Raw genomic sequence first — 14,124 nt, forward strand, 5'->3', positions numbered from 1 at the left:
ACCGATAGGTCATGCGGAGACAGTGAATCTCCTGCAATCATGTCCGACGGTATTGGTCTTAACCGGGAAGGCTATCAATCCGAGGGATGTTTTCCAGACCTTCGTCCCATTCCGCCCTGCTTGCGACGCAGATATGCGCGGTCGGCTTGATGTCGATCGCGCTATCGACGCTTCCGGCCGGAACAACCAGCAAAACGTCGTTCAATTGAACGCTCGGAAGAGCGGACCCGCATTCGATACAGAAGCTTTTCTCGTGCCGGGTATTCGGTACTTTGTAGGTCCTGATGCTGCCCTCACCGGAAATCCAATTCAGCGTAGCTTTCGACGAAAACAGATTGGCCGCATGCGCCGACCCCGTGTCCTTTCGACAACGTGAGCAGTGACACAGGAAGAAGCTCTCGAACCCACCTGATATTTCGAATGTGACGGTACCGCACAAACAGGATCCGCTGGTGGTTGCGGCCATGATGATACCCCCTGTTCGTTCCAAGCGGAATCGCTGCAGCCGTTCTCTCTCGCCGTATTAAAGAGGGCCGGCACCCGAGGTGCAACGACCTATTTGCCATCGTCCTCGGACATTCTCGGCCGGGAACTGCCCGGCGTCAGGTCGCCGATGAAATCGCCGATGCCGGGGCGCTTCAAGGCCTTGAAGGGCATGGGCCGGCATAGGTCCATGGCTGCGATGCCGATACGGGCGGTCATCAGGCCGTTGATCACGCCTTCGCCGAGCCGGGCCGAGAGTTTCGAGGCAAGTCCATGGCCCAGCACCTGCTGTATCAGGCTGTCACCGACCGCGATCGAGCCGGTCACCGCAAGATGAGCGATGACATCGCGCATCAAGCGCAACAGCCCGAACGTGCCCGGCCTGCCGCCATACAAGTCCGCCATGGCGCGGATCAGGCGGGCGGATTCGTAGATGACATAGCCGAGATCGACCAGCGCGCGTGGGCTGACGGCGGTAACGATCGAGACGCGCTTGGAGGCATTCAGGATCAGGCTGCGGGCCTGCCGGTCGAGCGGCGTCAGCAATTCGCGCTCCGTCAGATCGAGCAGATGGGGGCCGTCGATGATCTCCGTGTCCGTTTCCTTGAGGCGCGACCGTCCGCGTGCCGTCTCGGGTTTTGTTGCGAGCAGATGAACGAGATGCGCCATGACCTGCCGGGCCGGTTTTGCCGTTGGCGCCTTGCTGGCGTCGATCGCCTCCTGCTTCAGTGCCTGGACTGCGTTCAACCGCATGATGCCGGCCATCTCCCGGCCGATGACGACAAGGAAAGCGACAAGGCCGATGGCGGCGGTGGCGATGGCGAGATAACCCAGCCAGTCGGCGCGGGTTAAGAGATCGCGGATCAGGCTATCGACCCAAAGGCCAACGGCCAGCGATACGAGCACGCCGAGCGCGCCGAAGGCAAGCTTACCGAAGGAGAAACGGCGCTTGCGCGGCACGGCTTCCGGCGCATCAGGCAGTCCGGTCGTGGTCGCGGCAAAGGGGTCATTGACATCCGCTGTCATGACGATGTTCTCGCCGAAGCTCGCTGGCGTGCGTTTTGCCGGTTCTGGTTTTTTGGCTGTGCCCGGCTGATCGCTTTCGAGCGTGAAGACGGCTGGTTTTCGTTGCGGAATCTTGGGCGTATCGCTCATTCCAGCCGGTCTCCGAACAGGAATTGCATCACCCGGTCGAGCCTTATGTGCGGCACCGACAATTTCAGTCCGGCACCGGTTTCCTCGATATGGGGCGGCCTAAACCGCACGAAGCTTAGGTCCGGAACGAGGCTCTCCTCCGGTTTTGATTCAAGGTCTTCAAAAAGTGAATCCGGATTCTGTGGTAAGTCTCCGGTAAATATAGCTGTTTTCCGTTCGCCGTCGAAGATTTCGCCGTTGATTTTTTCACCCGCGATCGGCGTACCGACGATGACGGGCAAGGCATGTCCGTCATGGGTGACGGTGGCCTCGCGGGTGGCGCGGACGGAAGCGATTGCCATCACTTCCAGCCCCGCACCGCTGACGCCGATCCGCTCGATGGCGCGGTGGACGAGCCGCTCGGTAATCCGTTCCAGCCGGTCGTGGCTTTCATGATGCAGGTGGTCGGCCTTCGTTGCCGCGATCAGCACCTTGTCGATCCGCTTGGTGAGGAAAGACGACAGGAAGGAATTGGTGCCCGGCTGGAAGCTCGCCAGAACGTCGGCCAGCGCTCCCTCCAGATCCAGCAGCGATTCCGGGCCGCGATTGATCGCCTGCAGCGCGTCGATCAGCACGATCTGGCGGTCGAGCCTTGCGAAGTGTTCGCGGAAGAAGGGCTTGACCACATGCGTCTTGTAGGCCTCGTAACGCCGTTCCATCATCGCCCAAAGCGAGCCCTTCTGCGCCCGGCCCTCCGGCAGGCCGACGAGCGGTGCGAAGGTGAGTGCCGGCGACCCTTCCAGGTCACCCGGCATCAGGAAACGGCCGGGCGGCAGGGTGGAGAGTGACCGCTCATCCGACTTGCAGGCCTGAAGATAACGCGTGAAGACCTCGGCCAACCGACGCGCATCTGCCTCTTCCACCGGTTGGGTGATGTCGAGCGAGGATGCCAGCGACAGCCACTCGGCCGACAGTTCGGCCCGCACGCCGGTTTGTGCGCGCTCGACGGTGCGGTCGCTGAACGTACGGAAATCCTGTGTCAGCAACGGAAGATCGAGCAGCCATTCGCCGGGATAATCGACGATGTCGATCGACAGCCTGCCGGGCGAAAACAGCCGGTTCCAACCGGATGCGCTTTCGTAATCGAGGGTGATACGCAGTTGCGAGATCGCCCGCGTCGAATCGGGCCAGACCCGGTCCCGCACCAGCGCCATGATATGGTCCTCGTACTGGAAGCGCGGGACGGCATCGTCCGGCTGCGGCTCCAATCGGATTTTCGAGACACGGCCGGAGCGGACGGCCTCGAAAACGGGCAGGCGGCCGCCGTTCAGGAGATTGTGGACCAGCGACGAGATGAACACGGTCTTGCCCGCCCGCGACAGGCCGGTCACGCCAAGCCGCAGCGTCGGATTGACGAGGCCGGAAGCGCGATCTGTCAGGTTATCGATCGCAAGCCTTGCGTCATCGGTGAAGCGGGTCAGGAATGGCGGCAAAATGTCTGGCCTCGGATATGCGTTGGATCGGGTGCCGGGCAGGCTCGGTCGTCTGCGATATAGGGTGCGTACCGGGCCGAAAAAAGGTTTTTGGCTGCGCATTTAGGGCGCTCATCGCAGATGTCCGTCCGGCGTGACGAAGGCTGTCAGCTTGCCGGGAGGCAGGACGTCGGCATTTGGCCGTGTTTCAAGATCGATGGTTGAGAGGGCGCCGGGCGGGTAGCCTGCGGGAATGACTTCGGATGCCGACTCCACGCCGATACATTCGCGCAGGATTTCCTCAATGACAGGATTGTGGCCGACGATCATGACGGATCCGATCGCTGTATCCTGCCCGGCAATCAAGTCGCGGTAAACATCGATAGTCCCTGTATAGAGCGCGTCGACATACCGGATATCCACGTCCTCTTCCGTCGCCCGACGGAAAGCATCGACCGTCTGACGGCATCTTACCGCTGTCGAGCACAAGACAAGCTCCGGCTTCAGGTCGCGGTCGGAAGCAATGTCGGCAACGAGTTCTGCGGCTGCAAATCCCGTATCGTCGAGCGTCCTGTCGAAATCGGTCTGGCCGGGCAGGGGCCATCCGGCATTGGCGTGCCGAAGGAGAAACAGTCGGAAAGCCGGGGCGATAGCGGCGGACATAAAGTGGAATCCCGGATTGTAACATGACCGACCGGTGTGTCCGGCCGTTCAGCTTTGTCCGCCGGGGCCTCAGAAAGATCAAGCCACCGCGGATCGATTTTCCGTAAAGTCCTTTTCCGCATGCGATTGGGCAGAGAGTTTTTCCAGTGTTTCGGCAAACGGCATCGGGCGGCCGAAATAATATCCCTGCATGATGCCGCAGCCGAGCGCGCGCAGAACGACGACCTGTTCGGCCGTTTCCATGCCCTCGATGACGCAGGCGCAACCGATGTTGCGGCAGAGGTCGACGATCGTTCGGACGATGTTGCGGCTGAGCACATTGGTGTCGATGTCGGCGATGAAGCTGCGATCGATCTTGATTTTGCGCAGCGGCAGGCGATGAACATAACCGAGGCTGGAATGACCGGTTCCGAAATCATCGAGCGCAATGCCGATGCCGGGCGCCATCAAAAGGTTGATGTTGCTGACGGCAAGATCGAAATTCGTCATGACTGCCGTTTCGGTGACTTCGAGATCGAGGCAGGACGGAGCGAAGCCGCTCTCCGCGATCGTCTTGAGTAGCATTTCGATCGTTTCGCGCGAAACGATGTCTCGCGCAGAAAGATTGAAGGACAGGCGGGTGCCGGCGGGCCATTGGCACGCCTGTGCCAAGGCCTTGCGCAGAAGGATGTTTGTGACGGTGCCCATCATTTCCCCGCGTTCGGCAGCAGGGATGAAGACATCCGGATTGACGCGGCCAAGTGACGGGCTTTCCCACCGCGCCAAAGCTTCGAATCCGAGAATGGCGTGTGAGCCGCTATCGACGAAAGGCTGGAACAGCACATAGAACTCGGCTTCCAGATTGGCGTTCTTCAGTTCCTGGTCGACGCGGCTGCGATTGACGATCTGGCGCTCATGGTCCTCGGAGAAGACGACGGCATGCCCCCGTCTGTGCTGTTTGGCGTGATAAAGTGCGTAGTCGGCGCGCTCGAACAGTTGGACCGCATTGCCGCCGTCGGTGTGCCTGGCAATGCCGCAGGAACCGGATACGTTCGCCGTGATTCCCCGGATATGGTAGGGCTGCTGCAGGGACTGGCAAATCCGCTCGGTCAGGTCCAGGAGATTCGGGTCATCGAGTGCCGCATCGATTAACAGGCCGAATTCGTCCCCGCTGAGGCGTGCGCAAAAGATGCCGTCGGCTGAAAATTCCCTCAGGCGACGGGCAGCCTCGATCAGAAGGTGATCGCCGGCGGCGTGGCCGAAAGTGTCATTGACGGCCTTGAAGCCGTCGAGATCGATGATCCCTACCGCAAGCTTGCGCTGTTCGGCCGTTGCCCGGGCAAGCCGTTGAACGAACTCGGCCCGGAAGCTGCGGCGGTTGGGCAATTCCGTCAAACTGTCCGTATCCGCCAGCCGCCGGTTTTCTTCGCTCAGCTTCTGTGTCTCAGCCTGTTTGGCGACCAGCGCCTTTTGGGATTCGATCAGTTCCACGAAGCCGGCATAATGCTTGAAGAGGATATAGACCATCGCCAAGGACACCAGCGCCATGTTGATGGCGATGGCCGTGAACACCGCATTGCCGGTGGATGCGAAGAACAGCGTGAACGGGATGAGCACGACGCCGGCGATTAGCAAGGCCGCGGTGCGAAGATGCATCAGGCAGAAGATGCAGCCGATGACGGTAATTGCCATGAAGAATGCAACATGCACCTGCGTATAGGCGTTTCCGTAAGGGAACAACGACAGCGACCAACTGGTGAAGCCGACACCGAGAAGGACGCCGACATAGACAGTGCTCTGCAACTGGCGAACCGCGCCTTCATGGCTGACGATGTTATGTCGCGATCGCCACCAGCCAAGGATGCGAATGCAGCATCCAAGACACAGGGCGCCGGGGATGTACAGTGTCAGCATAGGCGGCGCGGCTGACAGATGGGTCAGCGACAATGCGACGACATTGGTCATCAGCATCAGGTAAAGGAGCGGAACCTGTTTGATGAACGCGGCCTGCTGCGCCTTGATCAATTGTGGATTTTCGGCGTCGACGGCCAAAAAAATCCTTATGCGCCGAAACATTCAAAAGCCTCCGGGTTCCCCGGGGCGCATCTTCCATCGAAAAGATGAAGTTTTGCTAAAATGAGCGCCCAGAGTTGCAAGTGCATGCGGTTTTGGACCGTCAATACTGTTTTGTAGGCTGGATGATCTCTCCGTTCATCATGGAGCAAAAAAGAGAATGTCTGTTTTTTGTGCGCTGCACAAAGGGGCGACTGTTCAAATTCCCGTTCTCCGCGTGGCGAGCGACAGATTTGAGACATTTACCCCGCATCCTCGGCAAGACAATTTCGTGCAAGAACCTAAACCTGTAATTTTGATGAAATATTAGTCTGTTAGCCTGTAACCTGAGCAAGGCTTAAAAAACGGTGTGCTGTTTTTCAGAGGCTTGAAACGGCCGATGCATAGGGCTATACACCGCCGCATATGAGATGTTCTTCAGGAGAATCGCGTTGAGTGAGAAGATCGATCTTAGTTCCTTCGTCCTTTCGGAGACCGAGGAATTCATGAATACCAACCAGCGTGCATATTTTAGAGCAAAACTGAACGCCTGGAAAAACGACATCCTCCGCGAAGCCCGCGAAACGCTGGGTCACCTGGCCGAGGAAAGTGCAAACCACCCCGACCTTGCCGACAGGGCATCTTCCGAAACTGACAGGGCCATCGAACTTCGCGCCCGCGACCGTCAGCGCAAGCTGATTTCCAAGATCGATGCCGCCTTGCAGCGTCTCGACGAGGGCACATACGGTTACTGCGAGGAAACTGGTGAACCGATTGGCCTGAAGCGTCTTGACGCACGGCCGATAGCGACATTGTCGATCGAGGCACAGGAGCGCCACGAGCGCCGGGAAAAGGTCTATCGGGACGAATAAGCAACGTCGTACTCGACGACCGGTTCATAGACAGAAAAACGGCGCGAGATGATCGCGCCGTTTTTCGTTTGAAGGTGTGGCAGGAGCGTTATCAGCGCGCCCGTTGTTTGTGGCGATCAGCTTTTCCTGTTCACCGCGATTTCGCTCAGCATGCGGTTCATCTCATCTTCCAGCGAAGGCTCGTTGCGCCCGCCGGGGGCGGTGCCAAGCCGGGGCTCCTGCCGGATGGTGGTATTGGCCGGATTGGTACGCTGTTCAGCCTCCAGCCGGATGTCATCCACGGTCAGCTTTCCAAGATCACCCGTGATTTCAGCGTCGAGGATCCGCTCGAATTCAGCCGCCGATGTTTCCCGTTGGCTTGCGACGGCAGGTTGGTTTTGTCCGATCGGCGGCGTCTGAGCGGGGGTAGACACGGCTGAATGTGCCGCGGCTACGACCGGTGTAGGATCGGACTGCGGACGCTGTGCGCCTGAAACAGGTTGATTGGCAGCAAGCACGCGATTGCGAGCGGCATCCAGAATATCTTCCGGCGAGCGGGCCACGGTTGCCACGGGTTGCGGCAGGGCAGTGGAGGTGACCGGCTGCGGGGGCGGCTGCTGGCTTTGGACGGGAACAATCCGCTCCGGTTGCGGCTGACGTACAGCCGTTTCCGGCTGCGATCGCGTTGAGATCGGCTGAGCGGCGCGAACGGGTTGAGGAGCAATGTCTGCACCTTCGCCGTAGAGCACCTGTCCCATGGCGGAGACCGACGTCGGACGTGTTTCCGGCTGCGGCGCCACCCGGCGCTCCGGAACGGCGCGCTCGACCGGGCGTTCCGGCAGCGCTCGATCCGGTACCGGTCGCTCGGCTTGCACGCGAGCAACGACAGTATCCTGCGTCACGGTCGCTGGTATTGTTGCCGGTTGGGCCGCGGCAGCGATCCGGCTTTCGATGACGACATCGGTCGGGCCACCGATCATGATGAGGTGTTCGACATCATCGCGTCGTACCAGAACCAGGCGCCGGCGCGTATCGATGGCCGCCGCATCGAGAACTGCAAGCCGCGGCTGCCGATTCTTGCCGCCGCGAATGAAGGGAGAGGATGGCCGGTTCCGCAGAAACCGAAGCACGACGACAAGGCACAACAGACCCAGAGCCACAGCGCCCGCGGCAATGATGAAACGGGTACCGTTGTTGCCAACGATATCTTCAATCATGTGCTGTACTCCTTTGAAACCGGGTTCAGCCTTTATTTGACGGCTTTTTTCAAACCGAGGCAAGCAGCATCGCGCATTGTCCCGGCTTCATTCTCAAACCTGCAATCTAGCGTCCATATCCTGTTCGGCGAGGGGATTGGGGACATTCCCTGTGAATTGACATCAATGCCTTCCATGCAAGTGCTTTCTGCTCTTCCCTATGGCTGGTAAAGATGATTCCTGCTTGGTGTCTCGCGGTCCGCCGGCCGGATTGCTTATCCGACCCGGCTGCCGCCGAGCGGAGCATACCGACCGAACACACGATCCATTCCGGGTGCGTGCAGCGCGGTGCCAAACGAGGGCCTTATGACGAAATTGCGGCAGGCGGGTGACTACCACATGCCTATAGTAGACCGTGGAACCCGGCCCGGAACGGTGTTGCGGATCATCCTGCTTGCCATCGTACTGACCGCCTCGGCGGTGTCGTTTGTCATCTTCAAGAGCCAGCTCGAAAACGAGATTGTCCTCGGCATTCTTGGCGTTCTGGCCATGGTCGGCATTTTCTTTCTTGTGTCCTCGGTCATCGGTTTCATCGAGGTCATGCCGCAGTCTCGTCCCGACGAATTGGCGCGGGCATTTCTCGACGGCCATCAGGATGGTACGCTGGTCACGGACCGCAAGGGGCGCATCATCTATGCAAATGCTGCCTACGGTGCGCTGACCGGCGCCACGAAGGCGACAGACATCCAGTCGCTTGAAACCATCCTGTCGCGCAATCGCGAAGCAACCGAGGCGATTTATCGCCTGACCAATGGTCTGCACGAGGGCAAGGCGGGCCATGAGGAATTTCGGCTGCTCAAGCCGCTGAGCCCGAGCGGCGGCACGGCCGGGGCGGGCGCGCACTGGTTTCGTCTGAAGGCACGTGTTCTTCCACTGGAGGACGGTGCGCGCAATCCGCTCTACATCTGGCAGATTTCCGACATCACCTCTGAGCGAGATGATCAGGAACGTTTTTTCAAGGAACTGCAGAACGCCATCGATTATCTCGATCATGCGCCGGCCGGCTTCTTCTCAGCCGGAAAAAAGGGAGAGATTTTCTACATCAATGCAACGCTCGCCGACTGGCTGGGTCTGGACCTCACGAAGTTTCAGCCGGGATCGATGACGATAGCGGATTTGGTGGCGGGCGAGGGGCTGGCGCTGGTGCAGTCGGTGCAAGCCGAACCTGGCTTGAAAAAAACCAAGACGCTGGATCTCGACCTGCGAAAGTCCAACGGCCAAAGCTTTGCCGTTCGCATGGTGCATCGCGTCTCCTCGGCGCGCGACGGCGCTCCAGGAGAAAGCCGGACAATCGTGCTTGCCCGCTCGAACGACGATGAAAGCGACCAGTCGGCCTCGATTGCCGCGATGCGCTTTACCCGCTTCTTCAACAATACGCCGATGGCGATCGCCTCGGTTGATGGCGATGGCCGCATCCTGAGGACCAACGCGCCGTTCCTCAAACTGTTTTCCGCCGTTGTTTCCCAGGACGACATGGAACACGGGGCGCTGCTTGAGGCGGTGGTGCATGATGGCGAACGCGCCCGGTTGCGCGAAGCTCTTGAAGCCGCAAAGGACCGGCAGGGCGACATCCCGCCGATCGATTCACTGCATCCGACCGATGAAACCCGCCATTTCCGCTTCTATGTGAATGCCGTCATCGACCAGAGCGACCAGGCGCCGGAAGAGGCCGCGATCGTTTATGCCGTCGAGATCACTGAGCAGAAGGCGCTCGAAACCCAGATGGCGCAGACACAGAAGATGAATGCCGTCGGTACGCTGGCCGGCGGCATTGCGCACGACTTCAACAACGTGCTGACGGCCATCCTGCTTTCCTCCGACCACCTTCTGCTTTCCGCCCGTCCATCGGATGCGAGCTTCGCGGACCTGATGGAAATCAAGCGCAATGCCAATCGTGCCGCAGTGCTGGTGCGCCAATTGCTGGCCTTCTCGCGCAAGCAGACCATGCGCCCGACGGTGCTGTCGATGACCGACGTCGTCGGTGATCTGCGTATGCTTGTGGATCGCATGACGGGAACCAACGTCAAGCTTGAAGTCGATTACGGTCGCGACCTCTGGCCCGTGCGCACGGATCTAGGCCAGTTCGAGCAGGTCGTGCTCAACCTTGCGGTCAATGCCCGGGATGCCATGCCCAACGGCGGTATCATCACCTTGCGGACGCGAAACCTGCCGGCCGGCGAGGTCGCGGCCTTGAACCGTCGGGAAATTCCCGAGGAGGATTTTGTCCTGGTCGAGGTATCCGATCAGGGCACGGGCATTCCGCCCGAGATCCTCGACAAGATTTTTGAACCCTTCTTCACGACGAAAGAGGTGGGCAAGGGTACCGGTCTCGGCCTGTCGATGGTCTACGGCATCATCAAGCAGTCCGGCGGCTACATCTATCCGGAATCCGAGGTCGGCAAGGGGACCACGTTCCGCATCCTGCTCCCGCGCTATGTCGAGGAAGCATCGTTGCCTGCCGATTCGGGCGAGGTGCAGGCCGTGCCCGTGCTAGCAACCAAGGTTCCCGTCCAGGAAGAACCGGCCGATCTGACAGGCAATTCCGCCGTCGTGCTTCTGGTCGAGGATGAGGAAGCCGTGCGCCGCGGCGGCAAGCGCATGCTGGAAACCCGCGGCTACACCGTGCATGAAGCCGGCTCCGGGGTCGAGGCGCTGGATATCATGGATGAACTCAACGGCGCCGTTGATATCGTCGTGTCCGATGTCGTCATGCCGGAAATGGATGGTCCGACGTTGCTGCGCGAAATCCGCAAGAATTATCCGGATTTGAAGTTCATTTTCGTCTCGGGTTACGCGGAAGACGCGTTTGCGAAGAACCTGCCGGCCGACGCGAAGTTTGGTTTCCTGCCGAAGCCATTCTCGCTGAAGCAGCTGGCTGTCGCTGTACGCGAGATGTTGGACAGCTAAGAATTTGTCACCATGACGCGCAATCGCGCGTCATGGTGAATGATGGGAAACGCCCGTTATTGCGGCAGTCTCCTGAAATCCTCTATTCCACCGTCATGGCAACGGCGATCTCGGCGGCCAGGCGCGCATTGTTTTCAACAAGTGCGATATTGGTCTCAAGGCTGCGGCCATCCGTCAGGCCGAAGATATTGTCGAGCAGGTAGGGCGTGACGGCCTTGCCGGTGATTTCGTCACGATCGGCATTGTCCAGCGCGCGGGTAATGTAGATTTCCATTTCCTCGCGCGGGATTTCGCTTTCCTCGGGGACCGGATTGGCGATCAGCATGCCGCCATCGACACCGAGCAGGTCGCGCATCTTCTGGAAATTGGCGATCGCCGCCGGGCTGTTGAGCATCAGCGGGCTCTTCAGGCCGCTGTCGCGCGACCAGAAAGCCGGGAAGATTTCGCTGTCATAGGTGACGACGGGAACACCGCGCGTTTCCAGGACTTCCAGTGTCTTCGGGATATCCAGAATTGCCTTGGCACCGGCACAGACGACGATGACGCCGGTGCGGGAGAGTTCATCAAGGTCTGCCGAGATGTCGAAGCTTTCTTCCGCCTTGCGATGCACGCCGCCGATCCCGCCGGTCGCAAAAACGCGGATACCGGCGCGAGCGGCGGCGATCATCGTGGCGGCAACGGTCGTGGCGCCCGTGCGGCGCTCGGCAATCGCAAAGGCGAGGTCGGCGCGCGACAGCTTCATGGCGCCTTCAGTCTGCGCCAGGGTTTCAAGTTGAGCCGCTTCGAGACCGATATGCAGCACGCCATCGATCACCGCGATCGTTGCCGGAACGGCGCCTTCCTCGCGGATGATAGCCTCGACGCTGCGGGCCATATTCAGGTTGCCAGGAAATGGCATGCCATGGGTGATGATCGTCGATTCGAGCGCGACGATGGGTGCATTGCGCGCCTTGGCGGCCGCGACTTCACTGGAATATTCCATTGGCAGGAACGGGGAGGCTGGTCTGGTCATCGCATGTCCTTTTCTTTTTAAGGCGCGTTCATGACAGGATTTCGGCTTGCGGCACAAGATCAATCACTTCGGTGATCGCTTCGCGCGACATTTTTTCCGATACGGCGAGCGGCGAACCCACGGTGATGACTGCGGCCGCGACGCCTGTGCGCAGACATGTTTCGAGCGGTTGTCCGTCGAGAAAGGCACACAGGAAACCGGCGGCAAGCGCATCGCCGGCGCCGGTGACATCGCCGAGCTGTTCGAGTGCCGGCGGGGAAACAGTGACGATCCGGTCGTCTTTGAAGGCGATGGCCGGCTTGCCGCCGCGAGTAACGACACCGCCATCGAGGCCGGCGGTTCGCAGGATCGCGGGCCACTGCACCGCGTCCACCGTATCCTTGCCGGTCAATGCCCGCGCCTCAGCCTCGTTCATGAACAGGAAGCCGATATCGGCGAGACACGCATCGAACCGCACCACCTTCGCTGGCGAGATCGCGATACCGGCGGTGATCTTTGATTCCGACTTCGCCCTACGGATCAGCGCCGTGATAGTTTCCGCCGGCAGGTTGGCATCGGTAGCGACAAGGTCGCTTTCCGACAGGATTTCGCGCGTGGCGCGCTGCTGCAGCCGGCGTGGCGAAAACAGCCGGTAGAGCTCCATGTCGGCGAGTGCAATCACCAGATTGCCGTCGTTCTCCAGAATGGCGGTGTAGCTCGGTGTCTTGCGATCGAGGAAGATGAAGGGCCTGTCTATGACGCCGGCCTGTTCGGCCGCAAGCGCCACTGTTTCGCCGGCCGCATCGCCGCCGCGCGGACTGATCATCCGGACATCTAATCCGAGCCGGGCAAGATTTCGCGCCGCATTGAAACCGCCGCCGCCTGCCTCCTCGAACCATGTGCCGGGATTACTGGCACCGGGCGCCGTCGTGCCGGCGATGCGCGCGCGACGGTCGATATGTGCGCCGCCGAAGATGGAAACAAGTCTGCCCGTCATGCGATTTCCCGTGTGCCGTTTGCTGGCGATTCGTTCTTCATGGGTGTGGATAGGCTGTTCACTGGATGGTTTTCCCGCTGTGCCGCGATGTTTGGAACAAGAAAAGAACACTCAATCGTTTATTATTATGATTCAGATGGATAGATAACTCTTGCGAAATGAGAACAAAAAGTGTACATAGCTTTCATCGGCGGCTTCATTGCCTCATCAGCCTCCATAACCTAAAGGTGGATCAAATGGCACAAAACTCTTTGCGGCTTGTAGAGGATAAATCGGTGGACAAAAGCAAGGCACTTGAAGCGGCACTGTCCCAGATCGAACGTTCGTTCGGCAAGGGATCGATCATGAAGCTCGGTGGAAAAGACAGCATCGTCGAGATCGAGACCGTTTCCACGGGCTCTCTCAGCCTGGACATCGCATTGGGCATTGGCGGCCTGCCGAAGGGCCGTATCATCGAAATCTATGGCCCGGAAAGCTCGGGCAAAACGACGCTCGCCCTGCAGACGGTTGCCGAAGCCCAGAAGAAGGGCGGCATCTGCGCCTTCGTCGACGCTGAACACGCGCTCGATCCGGTCTATGCCCGAAAGCTCGGTGTCGACCTGGAAAACCTTTTGATCTCGCAGCCGGACACAGGCGAACAGGCGCTCGAAATCACCGATACGCTGGTTCGCTCCGGCGCGATCGACGTTCTCGTCATCGACTCCGTCGCCGCCTTGACTCCGCGCGCTGAAATCGAAGGCGAAATGGGCGACAGTCTTCCCGGCCTTCAGGCCCGCCTGATGAGCCAGGCGCTGCGCAAGCTGACGGCGTCGATCTCCAAGTCGAACTGCATGGTGATCTTCATCAACCAGATTCGCATGAAGATCGGCGTCATGTTCGGCTCGCCGGAAACCACGACGGGCGGCAACGCGCTGAAGTTCTATGCCTCTGTCCGCCTCGACATTCGTCGCATCGGCGCTGTCAAGGACCGCGAAGAGGTCGTCGGCAACCAGACCAAGGTCAAGGTCGTCAAGAACAAGATGGCGCCTCCCTTCAAGCAGGTCGAATTCGACATCATGTATGGTGAAGGCGTTTCCAAGACCGGAGAACTCGTCGATCTCGGCGTCAAGGCCGGCATCGTCGAAAAGTCGGGTGCATGGTTCTCCTATAACAGCCAACGCCTCGGCCAGGGCCGTGAAAACGCCAAGCTGTTCCTGCGCGACAATCCGGATACGGCGCGCGAGATCGAACTGGCGCTTCGCCAGAATGCCGGCCTGATTGCCGAGAAGTTCCTCGAGAACGGTGGCCCTGAGGCCGGCGAAGACGATGACGATGCCGCTCTGGCATAAGAATCGCTGAT

The 14,124-nt window shown here is 59.8% G+C and carries 11 protein-coding genes; 3 read left to right on the plus strand and 8 right to left on the minus strand.

Features of this window, described 5'->3' with window-relative positions:
• Positions 1-58: 58 nt before the first annotated feature.
• The 5 genes from ASG68_RS20985 to ASG68_RS21005 form a co-directional block, all read right to left on the minus strand.
• Positions 59-466 (minus strand): GFA family protein, encoded by a 408-nt coding sequence (locus ASG68_RS20985; RefSeq protein ID WP_062580684.1) that lies wholly within the window; start codon positions 464-466, stop codon positions 59-61.
• Positions 467-555: 89 nt separating this feature from the next.
• Positions 556-1,638 carry a YcjF family protein gene (locus tag ASG68_RS20990; RefSeq protein ID WP_062580686.1) on the minus strand — a complete coding sequence of 361 codons (1,083 nt, stop codon included), beginning with the start codon at positions 1,636-1,638 and terminating at the stop codon, positions 556-558.
• A complete protein-coding gene (locus tag ASG68_RS20995; protein WP_062610073.1) occupies positions 1,635-3,110 on the minus strand; it encodes a YcjX family protein in 1,476 nt (491 codons plus the stop codon). Before ASG68_RS20995 ends, ASG68_RS20990 begins: the two co-directional genes overlap by 4 nt.
• A gap of 111 nt (positions 3,111-3,221) precedes the next feature.
• Positions 3,222-3,752, minus strand: coding sequence for a SixA phosphatase family protein (locus ASG68_RS21000; protein WP_062580690.1), 531 nt, complete (start codon positions 3,750-3,752; stop codon positions 3,222-3,224).
• A gap of 78 nt (positions 3,753-3,830) precedes the next feature.
• Positions 3,831-5,783, minus strand: a complete 1,953-nt coding sequence (locus ASG68_RS21005; RefSeq protein ID WP_210173833.1) for a putative bifunctional diguanylate cyclase/phosphodiesterase — start codon at positions 5,781-5,783, stop codon at positions 3,831-3,833.
• Positions 5,784-6,235: 452 nt separating this feature from the next.
• Between ASG68_RS21005 and dksA the strand changes: the two genes are divergently transcribed.
• Entirely contained in the window at positions 6,236-6,655 is a 420-nt protein-coding gene (dksA, locus tag ASG68_RS21010) for an RNA polymerase-binding protein DksA (protein ID WP_018324683.1), read from the plus strand.
• 116 nt (positions 6,656-6,771) lie between these two features.
• On the opposite strand, the gene ASG68_RS21015 is transcribed toward dksA, so the two are convergent.
• Positions 6,772-7,851: a flagellar biosynthetic protein FliO gene (locus ASG68_RS21015; RefSeq protein ID WP_062580692.1), complete on the minus strand. Its 1,080-nt coding sequence runs from the start codon at positions 7,849-7,851 to the stop codon at positions 6,772-6,774.
• Positions 7,852-8,196: 345 nt separating this feature from the next.
• Between ASG68_RS21015 and cckA the strand changes: the two genes are divergently transcribed.
• Positions 8,197-10,797: a cell cycle histidine kinase CckA gene (gene cckA, locus ASG68_RS21020; protein ID WP_062580695.1), complete on the plus strand. Its 2,601-nt coding sequence runs from the start codon at positions 8,197-8,199 to the stop codon at positions 10,795-10,797.
• 82 nt (positions 10,798-10,879) lie between these two features.
• Here cckA and ASG68_RS21025 read toward each other — a convergent pair whose 3' ends face one another.
• Entirely contained in the window at positions 10,880-11,809 is a 930-nt protein-coding gene (locus ASG68_RS21025; protein WP_062580697.1) for a pseudouridine-5'-phosphate glycosidase, read from the minus strand.
• A gap of 28 nt (positions 11,810-11,837) precedes the next feature.
• Positions 11,838-12,785 (minus strand): carbohydrate kinase family protein, encoded by a 948-nt coding sequence (locus tag ASG68_RS21030; protein WP_062580699.1) that lies wholly within the window; start codon positions 12,783-12,785, stop codon positions 11,838-11,840.
• Positions 12,786-13,021: 236 nt separating this feature from the next.
• Here ASG68_RS21030 and recA point away from each other — a divergent pair, with 236 nt between their 5' ends.
• Positions 13,022-14,113 (plus strand): recombinase RecA, encoded by a 1,092-nt coding sequence (gene recA, locus ASG68_RS21035; protein WP_062580701.1) that lies wholly within the window; start codon positions 13,022-13,024, stop codon positions 14,111-14,113.
• Positions 14,114-14,124: the final 11 nt, after the last annotated feature.

This window comes from Rhizobium sp. Leaf453, assembly GCF_001425605.1.
Classification (GTDB): domain Bacteria; phylum Pseudomonadota; class Alphaproteobacteria; order Rhizobiales; family Rhizobiaceae; genus Pararhizobium.